This window comes from Parabacteroides sp. AF17-28, assembly GCF_003479205.1.
In the GTDB taxonomy this organism is placed as follows: Bacteria; Bacteroidota; Bacteroidia; order Bacteroidales; family Tannerellaceae; genus Parabacteroides; species Parabacteroides acidifaciens.
In genome coordinates, this window is sequence record NZ_QUGV01000006.1 from 175,344 (window position 1) to 187,266 (window position 11,923).

Sequence of the window (11,923 nt, forward strand, 5' to 3'; positions counted from 1 at the left end):
ATAGTTATGAAATTAGTTAAGAATATTTTGTTATTGTGTGCATCTGTTTCGGTTCTGACTGGATGCCGTGGAGATTTGATGGATTTATCTCCTTATGATTCTATTGCTTCCGGTAATATGTGGACAACTGAAAACCTTGCGGATATGGGGGTTGTCGGTATCTATAGCATGTTACAGTACAGCAATGTGGCTGCCGACCTGTATAAGTTTGACTGTTATGGGGTTTCTGCCGATTGCCGTGATAGAGATTATGCGCTGACAATCGGTTCGGTGACAACCGGGGACGGTCAGTTCTCTGGATACTGGAGAACCAATTATGAAGGTGTCAGCCGTACAAACGACGCGATCAAGAACTTGCCGAATGCTCCGTTGAGCGAAGCAAAACTGGCTCGTCTGATGGCGGAAGCTAAGTTTATGCGTGGCTTTTTCTATTATAGATTGAATTCAATGTTTAAAGGTGTTCCTTTATATCTGGAGCCGGCTGAACTGGATGAACTGGTAAAAGGCCGTGATACGGAAGAAGCTGTATGGAACCAGGTTATTACTGACTTGACCGATGCGATCAACACAAGTGAACTGCCTGATAAATATGCTAAAGGAGATGCTTCATATGGTCGTGCCACTAAAGGCGCTGCTTATGCATTGCGCGGGAAAGCTTATATGTGGATGAATGAATGGGCAAAGGCCGAAGCTGATTTCCGTAAAGTCGGAGAATTGGGTTATGGTCTGTTCCAGGGCGATTACAAGCAAATGTTCAAAGAAGCGAATGAGCAAAGCGACGAGATGATTTTCTCTATGCAATGTGTTGGAGAGTCCGGTTATGGAAATGATTTCTCTTTCCGTTATGGTACTCGTAGTTCGTTTGGCTCTTGCTGGAATACTTATCTTGTCAATACTGATTTTGTCGAATCGTATGAATGTGCGGATGGCAAACCTTTCAACTGGAATGATTTCATTCCGGGATACAATGAAATGGATCCGGCTAAACGTGCTGTTTATTTCTTGCGTGATGGTTTGACAGAAGATGAAATAGCCAAGATGGCAGATGATGGTGCTGATATGTCTAAGTATTTGCCGACAGGTAATGAAGCCCGTATCCTGAGTGTTTATGCAAGCCGTGATCCGCGTTTGACAGCTACCGTTATTACTCCGTATTCTCAATATTTCGGTGCTAACGGAGCAACAGACTACACTTATACATTGCGTTGGCCGTACAGAGGATATGATACGGCAGATCCATTTGACTTGAAGACTGATACAAATAACCGCTTCTACTATTTGTTCCGTAAATTTGTAGCTGAAGGAGCAAATGAGATTCCTAACCGTACTTATTCTCCGATCGATATTCCAATTATCCGCTATGCAGATGTTGCGCTTTCTTTGGCTGAATGTTTGAACGAACAGGGAAAAACGGATGAAGCTGTGGAATGGGTTAATAAAGTACGTGCACGTGCAGGCGCCGCTCTTTTGAATAGTAACACCTATACACAGGTTACAGGCCAGGATAATATGCGTGAACGTATCCGCAACGAGCGTCGTTGGGAGTTTGCCGGCGAAGGTGTGAACTTCTTCGACGAAATGCGCTGGAAAACATTGCACGAAAGCAAATACTTCAGCGGTGCAGGTCTGAAGCAAATCTGGGGTACAATCCAGTACACTTATACTTGGGGAGGCGATAACTTGTATAAATGGGCTATTCCTAAATCTGAAATTCAGATGAATGAAAATCTGAAACAAAATGATGGTTGGATAGATTAACCGGATAGGTATTAGAATTTCAACATATGTATTTGTAAGGCTTTGGTTGAAGTCGTGAGACCGGAACCAAAGCCTTTTTTCTTATTGAGGGAACTCCTTAAATTTCTGTATTTGGACAATTTGTGCACATGAAATGGATGAATGTGTTCGTCTCTCATTACTGGTACACATAATTTTGTGATATTGAAAAATAATACCTATGAGAACACAACGATTATTTATGCTTATGTGCCTGTTGCTTTGGGCAACCACACATCTTTATGCTTACGAAGAACGCAATTTATTACAGAAGGAGGCAGACCTTGAAAAGGTGAAGTCTGCTTTGGTGATGGATCAGAAATGGGTTTCCTATCCTGATTATTCCGACCGGGCCGGTTGGGATCAGTTTTTAGGCGAATATAAAGATGATTATATAAGGAAAGGAGAAGCTTTTCTGAATTATGAATGGAAGGTGGTGAAAGCGACCGATTATCTGGAATTCGGACGAAGCGGCGACCGTGACATTATGCAGAATCCGTTCAATAAGAATAATTCGGCGATTGGTGCATTGTTTATGGCGGAGATGGCAGAAGGAAAAGGACGTTTTATCGATCAGATTATCAACGGCGTTTTTGCTTCTTGCGAAATGACTACGTGGGCATTGTCCGCTCATTTGGGTTTGCAGGAGATCGGCGGTTGTTTTCCTAACTATAAAGAACATGTAATAGACCTTGGTTCAGGAAACTTAGCTTCCCAATTGTCATGGATCTATTATTTCCTCAAACCATCCTTTGATAAGGTGAATCCTCTGATTTCGGATAGACTGCGGCATGAATTGCAGGTCCGTATATTGGATACGTATATGAATGAAGATCATTTTTGGTGGATGGCTTTCCACTTGAAACCGGGTGGCTTGGTGAACAATTGGAATCCCTGGTGCAACTTCAATGTGCTGCAATGTTTTTTCCTGCTTGAAAATGACCGGGACAAACTGGCCAAGGCTGTTTACCGGACAATGACATCCGTAGACCATTTTATCAACTATACGCATCAAGACGGTGCTTGTGAAGAAGGACCGTCCTATTGGGGGCATGCTGCCGGAAAAATGTATGATTACCTGCAGATGCTTTATGATGGGACCGGTGGTAAAATATCTGTATTCGATCAGCCTATTGTAAAGAATATGGGTGAATATATAGCCCGTTCCTATGTCGGCAACGGTTGGGTTGTGAATTTTGCGGATGCTTCGGCTAAAGGTGGCGGTGATGCCGATCTTATTTTCCGTTATGGGAAAGCGACCGGAAGTTCGGTTATGATGAGTTATGCCGCTTATCTCAAGAGTTTGTCCGCTAAAAAGGCTGTTCCGGGTGGAGACCCTTTCCGGCTTTTTCAGACCCTGTTGTATCGTAAAGAGATGGATGGGGTGGATGGCGGTTATAAAGTTCCGGTCTACTCTTGGTATCCGGAGACCGAGTTTTGCTATATGACAAACAAAAAAGGCTTTTTCGTGGCAACGAAAGGCGGATATAATAACGAAAGCCATAACCATAATGATGCAGGAACCTTCTCCCTTTACTTGAATACTACGCCAATTATCATAGACGCCGGTGTGGGAACATATACGCGCCAGACATTCAGTCCCGAACGTTATACGATTTGGACGATGCAGAGTAATTATCATAATCTGCCGATGATCAATGGAGTTCCCCAACAGTTTGGTTCTCAATATAAAGCAGAAGACGTCCGTTTCGATCCGAAACGGATGTCATTCTCTGCTGATCTTGCGGCTGCTTATCCGGAAGACGCCCATGTCTCGAAATGGGTGCGTTCTTATAAGCTCGACCAGAATGCCTTGAAGATCGGAGATTCGTTTACGTTGAAGAAGGCGGAAAAGCCCAATCAGGTTAATTTCCTGACTTGGGGGAAAGTGGATATCTCTGTTCCGGGAGCCGTGACGATCGAAGTGAATAATGAAAAGGTACGTCTGGCATATGACAAGAATACATTTGAGCCGGCTATTGAAACGATAAAATTGGTAGATCCCCGTCTGTCGAATGTCTGGGGTGAAGAAATCTACCGGGTGTCGTTGAATGCTAAAAAGCAGCCGCTTTCCGGTTCTTATACTTATACGATAACAACAATAAAATAATAGAATCATGATGAAAAATTTGATTGCATTTGCTTTTTCGGCATTCCTGCTATCTTGCGGCGGTGCCCCTAAAACAGAAGAAAAGAGCTTTATCGACGAGAATATCGATTTTGCCCGTGCTCAAATAGGCAAGGAGATAGACGTGATCGAGGCGAGTGGGAAATGTTTGAATCCTGTGACTCTGAAGTCGGACAGTTCCGTTTATTATTGCGGGTATGCCGATTGGCGGAGTGGTTTCTTTCCCGGATCAGTCTGGTATTTGTATGAATTGACCGGTGATGACAGCCTGCTGCCTTTGGCTGCCAAATATACGGATGCGATCGAGGAAGCGAAGAATCTGACTTGGCATCATGATATCGGGTTTATTATAAATTGCAGTTTCGGAAACGGTCTGCGTCTGGCGGGAACTCCTGCTTATAAGGATGTGATGGTACAGGCAGCGAAATCTTTGTCTACCCGTTTTCGTCCGGCTGCCGGAATTATCCAGTCTTGGGACGTGGTACGCGGATGGCAGTCCGAGCGCGGTTGGGAATGTCCGGTTATCATCGATAATATGATGAACCTGGAATTAATGTTCGAGGCAACCCGTCTTTCCGGCGACTCTTCTTTCTACAAAATCGCTGTGTCTCATGCCGACCGTACCTTGCAGGAACATTTCCGTCCGGACGGCAGTTGCTACCATGTAATCGATTATAGCATTAAGGATGGAGCGGTGCGCCATCGCCAGACGGCACAGGGATACGCCGACGAATCTATCTGGAGCCGCGGACAGGCTTGGGCGATTTATGGTTATACGGTATGCTATCGTGAAACCAAAGACCGCAAATATCTGGATCAGGCTTTGAAGACATTCAATATGATGAAGAATCTGAAAAACTTGCCGGAAGACCTGATTCCTTATTGGGATATGGATGCTCCGAACATTCCGAACGAACCCCGCGATGCTTCGACTGCTTCTTGTATCGCTTCCGCCCTTTATGAAATCAGTACGATGGATGTGCCCGATGCTGCCGGCTATAAAGCGTATGCCGACAAGCTTATGGCCTCTCTTTCTTCTCCTGCTTACCGGGCTGCCTTAGGAACAAACGGAAACTTTCTGCTGATGCATTCTGTAGGTAGCATCCCTCACAATTCTGAAATCGACGTTCCGCTGAACTATGCCGATTACTATTACCTGGAAGCCTTGAAACGAAAACGGGACATTGAAAAGGGTAATTTATAAATAATATCCGTAACTTTGCCTATACTTGGATTTACGGGATATTACTTAATAGAAATAGTATGAAAATAGGAAAATTGATTTTTGCATTGGCATTTCTTATGTTGTTTGCCGATGCTTCGATGGCTGCAAAGTGGAAAGCCAAACATGTAGTGCTGATCGGTCTGGATGGCTGGGGCGCTTATAGTGTGAATAAGGCTGATATGCCGAATGTGAAAAAACTGATGGCCGACGGGTCTTATACATTGAAAAAACGTTCTGTATTGCCGTCTTCCAGTGCGGTAAACTGGGCTTCCATGTATATGGGCGCAGGGCCTGAACTGCACGGTTATACGGAATGGGGGTCGCAGACTCCGGAATTGCCTTCCCGTGTTCTGGACGAAGACGGTATCTTCCCGACTGTGTTCGGCTTGCTTCGCCGGTCAGATCCGAAAGCTGAAATCGGTTGTATCTGTGAATGGGCTGGAATCCGCTATGTGTGCGATACGCTGGCGCTGAACTATGACAAGCACGTCACGGAGAAACCGCAAAGTCCGGCTACTACAAAATATGCAGTCGAATATATTAAGCAATCTCGTCCGAACCTGGTGAATATCGTGTTTGACGAGCCGGATCATACCGGACATTCTGCCGGACACGACACGCCGGAATACTATGCGAAACTGAAGGAATTGGACGGCTATATCGGACAGATCGTCGAAGCTGTCAAAGAAGCAGGCATGCTGGATGAAACCATCTTTATCGTTACAGCCGATCATGGCGGTATCAAAAAAGGACATGGTGGCAAGACGATGGAAGAAATGGAAACAGCCTTTATTATTTCCGGTAAGGGAATTAAGAAAGGCTATGAATTCCAGGAAAGCATGATGCAGTTCGACTGTGCGTCCACTATCGCCTATATCTTCGGCCTGAAGCAACCGCAGGTTTGGATCGGCCGTCCGATGATTCAGGTGTTCAAGTAGGAGATTCTGTCTTCTTCCGGTATTCTGCCGGGGTTATCTCGAACTGGGCTTTGAAACAGCGCGTAAAATAGCGCGGAGAACCGAAGCCCAATTGATCGGAAATATCAGCAATTTGTAAATCCGGGCTGTTGACCAACATGGTGGCAGCCCGTTTTAGTTTGCAGTTGAGGACAAAATCGTTAGGGGTCATTCCTGTCAACGCTTTGAACTTGGCATACAAGGAGCTTCGGCTGAGTCCTAATTCACGTGCCATCATATTCATGTCGAAGTCGATATTATCCAGATTCTTTTCAATAATCGAATTGACTGTATCCAGGAACTTCTGGTCTATCGGGTTGCTTGCTAACGATTGTGCATCGAAGTCTTTCTGCTGGCTGAATTTCTTTTGCAAGATGATGCGGTTGCGCACCAGGTTGTTACAGCGTGCTTGCAGGACTTTTGCATTGAACGGTTTGTTGATATAGTCGTCGGCACCCCGTTGCAGGCCTTCTATGCTTTGCTCGGCCGAGGTGAGGGCTGTGAGCAGGACAACCGGAATGTGGCATACGTCGAAATCGTTTTTTATCTTCATGCACATTTCCGTACCCGACATCTCCGGCATCATGACATCACTGACAATGATATCCGGTCTTTCTTCACGCGCCTTTTCCAGTCCTTCTTTCCCGTTGCGGGCCAATATGACACGATAGGTTGGCGAGAACAGGGAATTGAGGATTTGAAGTAATTCCTCGTTGTCTTCCACCAACAGAATGCTGCGGGGCGAGTCGTCTCCTTCTATTATCAGCATATCTTTCTGATCGGTATCGGTGAACTCTTCCATATGGTCTGTGAACGCGACCGTATCGGGAACGAGGCTGTCTTGCTGGTCTTCCAGTTTTTCCTGTGTCCGCTCCGTGTCGGTGAACTGAGCGGAACCTTTTAACAGGCGGACAATGAAAATACTGCCGTAGCCGGGAGTACTTTCGACTTGTATCGTCCCGTGATGCAGTTCGATAATATTTTTGGTCAAGGCAAGCCCGATGCCCGTACTGGGCGTTTTGGTAATATTCGATATGCCGTTTTCCGCCTGGTAGAAACGGTCGAATATTTTGTCGATATCCTCTTTGTTGATGCCGACGCCGTTGTCGATAACTTTGATGATGACTTCTTTTTCTTTGCTTTCCAGGATCATTTCGATGGTTGCATTCGGTTTTGTGTATTTGAATGCGTTGGATAGCAGGTTATAGAAAACTTTCTGCATCTGCTTCGGATCGAACCAACAGGGTATGTCGTCTTCCGGAGCTGTAAACTTATAGGTGATGGAACGGCTGGATGCATATTCATAAAAGGAGAGATAGATTTCTTTCAGGAAAGGTACGATGTTCTGTTCGTAAACTTTCAGCTTCATGTGTCCTTGCTCCAGTTTGCGGAAATCCAGTAGTTCGCTGATCAGATTCCGCATATGATAGGTGTTGCGATATACTTTCAGCAGTTTGTTGTACACGGAAGGAGATAAAGAGCTGCTTTGCAGCAACAGTTCTATCTGCGAGATGATCAGTGTCAACGGTGTCCGGAATTCATGCGAGATGTTGGAGAAGAACTGCAATTTCGCTTGATTCAGCTCTTCGATCGCCTCTTTTTCTTTCCGTTCCATTTCCAGGGATGTTTGCAGCATGAACTGTGATTTTTTGAAGCGGTAGAAACTATACAATATGCTTGCTATCAAAACTAAATAGAGGAAATAGGCAAGTTTGGAAGCATACCAGGGGGAATGGATATGGATATCCATTTTGATAGTGCGGGGATGTTCCTGGTTGGGATCGTACTGTATTTCCCGGACGATCAATGTGTATTTTCCCGGATTTAAGTTCGTATAGGAAATATTGTTGTCCTTGCTCGGAACCCATTTTTTGTCGAACCCCTCCAGCATATATTCGTAAGCGGCCTTTTTTAATGTGTTTACGTAGTTGTTGGATGTAAACGTAAGGATCAGGTTATTCTGGTTATGTGCCAATTCTATTTCCCGGGTATAAGGCAGAGCCGTGTTCAATACTTTATTGTGGTCGTTTGCAATAACCGGTTCGTTGTTGATATACAGATCTGAAAAGAACAGTTGGTAATCTTTGGTCGAATTGAATAGCTGCTGTTCAAAGAATGTTGCCATGCCGTTACTGCTGCCGACGAATATTTCTCCGTTTCTACAAACCAGGATACCACAACCGGTATTTATCCCGGACAGAGGCAGAGCTGTTCCCAGCTCGACAACCTTAAACAGGTTCTGGTCCGGATCGAAGAATGTTATTCCTTTGTCTCCGGTTATCACCAGTTGGTCTATCGTTGACAAGGCAAGCTCATAACAATAGTTGCTGGCGATAAAGCTGTTTTCTGTCGTATATCCGATGAATTGGTTCTTATTCTCGTCATAATAGAACAGTCCGGACCCACGTGTTCCGAGGAAGATTCTCCCTTGCTTGTCTTCGATTATTTGTGAAATGGGAAATGCCCCCAATCCGTTTTCTCCTGAACGGAATTGAATCTGATCCGTTTCGTCTTTCAGGTTGATTTTCCAGACGCCTTTGCCGTATGCCAACCATAAATAGCCTTTGGAATCGACCCAAAAGCAGGTGTTTCCGTAATATTTGCCACTATCGAACAGAGGTGAAACCTTTTCTGTGTCCAGGTTCATTTTAAAAATACCTTTCGGCCCTGTGCATATCAGTTCATCGTTGTAGATACACATATTGTTGATACGGTCGCCGGCAATTACGGCATAGGAAGGATTTTCGAAATAGGGATTTTTGAATTTCTTATTCTTGATATCATAAATAGAAAGCCCTCCGGTGTGGGTCCCGATATACAGTTTATTGCGTTCCGGACTGTAGGCGATTGCTTTCAGATTGTTATGGGCAATGGAGTTGCGGTTTTCGTCGGCCATGAAGTAGGTAAATGTCTTTGTTTTCCGGTCGAAAAAGTGCAGGCCGCCGCCTTCGGTGCATATCCAGACATTATCGTCTTTATCTTCTACCATTTTACCTACAAAAGGATAGTTCAAACAATCGTTTCTGGCATTATTGGCTGTATAGACCGTAAAGAGGTCGGTTTCCGGATTGAAATAATTGACTCCGCCATAATATGTACCCAGCCAGATCGTCCCTTGTCTGTCTTTATAGATAGGGAATACCGATGAATGTGTCATGCTGCCGGGTAGGGGATTACGGGCGTAAACTTCGAACTTGCCACTGATCGGGTTGTATTTGTTGAGTCCTGTGAATGTCCCGATCCAGATATTACCGAAATTGTCTTCGGTAAAATCCCGTACTTGGTTGCTTGATATATTGTTAGGATTCGACGGATCATAACGGTAACGGGTGAAATTTCCATACACGTCTTTTTTATACATCCCGTTCATGCGGATGGAAATCCAGAGGTTGTAGCGGGAGTCTTCATACAGGCAATAAATGTCTTCTCCCGGTATCACGCTGTCAAGGGGCTCGTCTCCCTTCTTAACATACAGCCCGCTTGTCGTCCCTATCCAGTACTGGCCGTTGGAATCTTTTTTCATACAGGTTAGATGTTGGCTGCTGAATTCCAGTTTCATGGCGAAATCCAGTTTTTCCGTTTCCGGATTCCAGGTGAAAATTGAATCTGAAACGCCAACCCAGATGACACCTTGGATAGAAGTTATACAGTTTACGTTTGATTCTTGCAGGCAGGAGAATTTTTGTGTCCGGATGTCATAGCGGATTAAAGCATTATCGGAATCGAAAAAGACATTCCCGTCTTTGTCTCCGGCAATGAAATGGGTCTGGTTTCCGATCGGGTTCGTATTCTCGCGGTAGTATTCGGATGGCTTATATACAATTGTTTGGACTCCGTTGTATATGCTGATGCCTTCTTCGGTTCCAAACCACATCCTGCCTAACTGGTCTTGGTAGATCGCCATTACGGATAGTTGTGACAGACCTTCCTGCATACCTATGTGTTTGAAATAAATCGGGTATATGCCGGAACAGAATCCCAGGAGCATGATGAGTGATATGATGATTCTTCTCATAGTATATAACATTAGCAGCATTGTATTCAAGGTGCTAAGGTAAATATATTTTTCTAATCGTTAAAGGATGTTGCGCAAAATGTTTTGTCTTTACTATTCATTTTCCACTCCCGGAATCAGGTTTATGCTGCTTTCCGTATGGAACTTCCGGCTCGCACAGATATTGTGGGGAGAGATTACGTAGCGTATAAGTCAGACGTGACGGCTCACGGCGGTTATCCCATAATACAAGGACCGTTATGGCTTGATTGTTGAAATGGTAGAAGAGGGAATAATAAGGTACTGTTATGAGGTAACGCACATGCGGATATTCTGTTGCATGACCGGATAAAGGGAAAAGAGATGCTCGTTCCATTGTCTGATGAAAAGTTTTTATCAGGCGATTGCTGTAATAATTAGAACCATTTCTCTTATCGTAATATGTTATAGTTTCTTCTATTTCATCCAGAACATCACTTGTCCAGATTATATCCCTGTTTAGTCCAGCCATTTTGCGAATCTTTTCTTCATTTCTTTATCGGTATAAACTTCTCCGTTCTGCATCTGTTCCAGTGCCTTGTCTATTTTATCTTTCAACTCAGGGGAGAAATGGAGTACAGTTTCCCGCTCATTAAGCAGCTGTTCGATGTCATCGAGCAGGCTTTCATCTGAAATGGCGTTCAGGCGTTCGATCAGGTTTTGCTTTTTAAGTTCGATATATGTCATAATCTTTTGGTTTTTAATTAGGTGTGCAAGGTAGCTAAAAGTATTAGATTGGACAACTAAAAAAGCATTATCTTTGCAGGCATGAAAAAGCAAGCCTTTCTTTTTTATCCGTTCCTGTTCGGCCTCCTGTTGCTGCTGTTTGCAGGCGGGCTGGTTTATGGTGCCGTGTCGATCCCGCTTGAAAGTGTGGTGAAGATATTGTCAGGAGAAGGGACGGAGCGGCTTGCGTGGCAGAATATCGTGTTGCAGAGCCGTTTGCCGCAGGCGGTAACGGCATTGCTGGCGGGTGCTTCGCTGGCGGTCAGCGGCTTGCTGTTGCAGACTTTGTTCCGGAATCCGCTGGCCGGTCCTTCCATATTGGGTATCAGTGACGGGGCAAACTTAGGAGTCGCGGCGATTATGCTCTATTTCGGAGGTTCGTTGAGCATGGTCTCGGATTTGCCGATCAGCGGTTATTTAGCTGTTATCTTGGCGGCATTTGGCGGGGCGGCTTGTATTTTAGGCTTGATTGTCTATTTCTCGGCAAAGGTGAAGAATAACGTCATGCTGCTGATTATCGGCATTATGATCGGTTATTTAGCTTCTTCCCTGATTTCGGTGTTGAATTATTATGCGTCGACGGATAAGGTGCATGCCTTTGTCATGTGGGGGTTGGGAAACTTCTCGGGCGTGTCTTTGCAGCAACTTCCTTATTTTACGGGTTTTACCTTTGCCGGTTTGCTGTTGGCGATTCTGTTGATAAAACCGCTGAATGCGTTGCTTTTGGGCGAGATGTACGCGGCCAATTTAGGAATCAAGATCAAACGTACGCGCATTCTGATCCTGCTGTGTACCGGATTGTTAACGGCTACGACGACAGCTTTTTGCGGCCCGATCTCCTTTATAGGCCTGGCGGTTCCGCATGTCGCACGTCTGATGTTGGGATCGTCCAATCATAAGATGCTGGTTCCCGTTACACTATTGACCGGTTCTTGCATCGCTTTGCTTTGTAATTTGCTGATGGTGTTGCCGGGAACGAACAATATTCTTCCGTTGAACGCCGTAACCCCGATGTTAGGTGCGCCCGTGATTATTTATGTGATTGTGAACCGGAAGAACATACAATACTTTGACTGACG

At 44.9% G+C, this 11,923-nt stretch carries 8 protein-coding genes; 5 read left to right on the forward strand and 3 right to left on the reverse strand.

Annotated elements, in window-relative coordinates; translation table 11 throughout:
• Window positions 1-6: 6 nt before the first annotated feature.
• The 4 genes from DWW90_RS06290 (at window position 7) to DWW90_RS06305 (ending at window position 6,067) form a co-directional block, all read left to right on the forward strand.
• A complete protein-coding gene (locus DWW90_RS06290; RefSeq protein ID WP_115500947.1) occupies window positions 7-1,758 on the forward strand; it encodes a RagB/SusD family nutrient uptake outer membrane protein in 1,752 nt (583 codons plus the stop codon).
• 199 nt (window positions 1,759-1,957) lie between these two features.
• Entirely contained in the window at window positions 1,958-3,886 is a 1,929-nt protein-coding gene (locus tag DWW90_RS06295; RefSeq protein WP_122344377.1) for a heparinase II/III-family protein, read from the forward strand.
• Between the two features lie 7 nt (window positions 3,887-3,893).
• Entirely contained in the window at window positions 3,894-5,108 is a 1,215-nt protein-coding gene (locus DWW90_RS06300; protein WP_199659174.1) for a glycoside hydrolase family 88 protein, read from the forward strand.
• Window positions 5,109-5,167: 59 nt separating this feature from the next.
• Window positions 5,168-6,067: an alkaline phosphatase gene (locus tag DWW90_RS06305; RefSeq protein WP_122344378.1), complete on the forward strand. Its 900-nt coding sequence runs from the start codon at window positions 5,168-5,170 to the stop codon at window positions 6,065-6,067.
• On the opposite strand, the gene DWW90_RS06310 is transcribed toward DWW90_RS06305, so the two are convergent.
• From DWW90_RS06310 to DWW90_RS06320, 3 genes are all read right to left on the reverse strand, one after another.
• Complete coding sequence (locus DWW90_RS06310) at window positions 6,060-10,100, reverse strand: two-component regulator propeller domain-containing protein (RefSeq protein ID WP_122344400.1); 4,041 nt, start codon at window positions 10,098-10,100, stop codon at window positions 6,060-6,062. The genes DWW90_RS06305 and DWW90_RS06310 overlap by 8 nt on opposite strands.
• A gap of 97 nt (window positions 10,101-10,197) precedes the next feature.
• A complete protein-coding gene (locus DWW90_RS06315; protein ID WP_122344379.1) occupies window positions 10,198-10,590 on the reverse strand; it encodes a type II toxin-antitoxin system RelE/ParE family toxin in 393 nt (130 codons plus the stop codon).
• The gene (locus DWW90_RS06320) at window positions 10,578-10,805 is read right to left on the reverse strand and encodes a hypothetical protein (RefSeq protein ID WP_122344380.1); all 228 of its coding nucleotides are present in this window, start codon (window positions 10,803-10,805) and stop codon (window positions 10,578-10,580) included. Before DWW90_RS06320 ends, DWW90_RS06315 begins: the two co-directional genes overlap by 13 nt.
• A gap of 81 nt (window positions 10,806-10,886) precedes the next feature.
• Here DWW90_RS06320 and DWW90_RS06325 point away from each other — a divergent pair, with 81 nt between their 5' ends.
• The gene (locus tag DWW90_RS06325; RefSeq protein ID WP_122344381.1) at window positions 10,887-11,921 is read left to right on the forward strand and encodes an iron ABC transporter permease; all 1,035 of its coding nucleotides are present in this window, start codon (window positions 10,887-10,889) and stop codon (window positions 11,919-11,921) included.
• The last annotated feature ends 2 nt before the right edge of the window (window positions 11,922-11,923 follow it).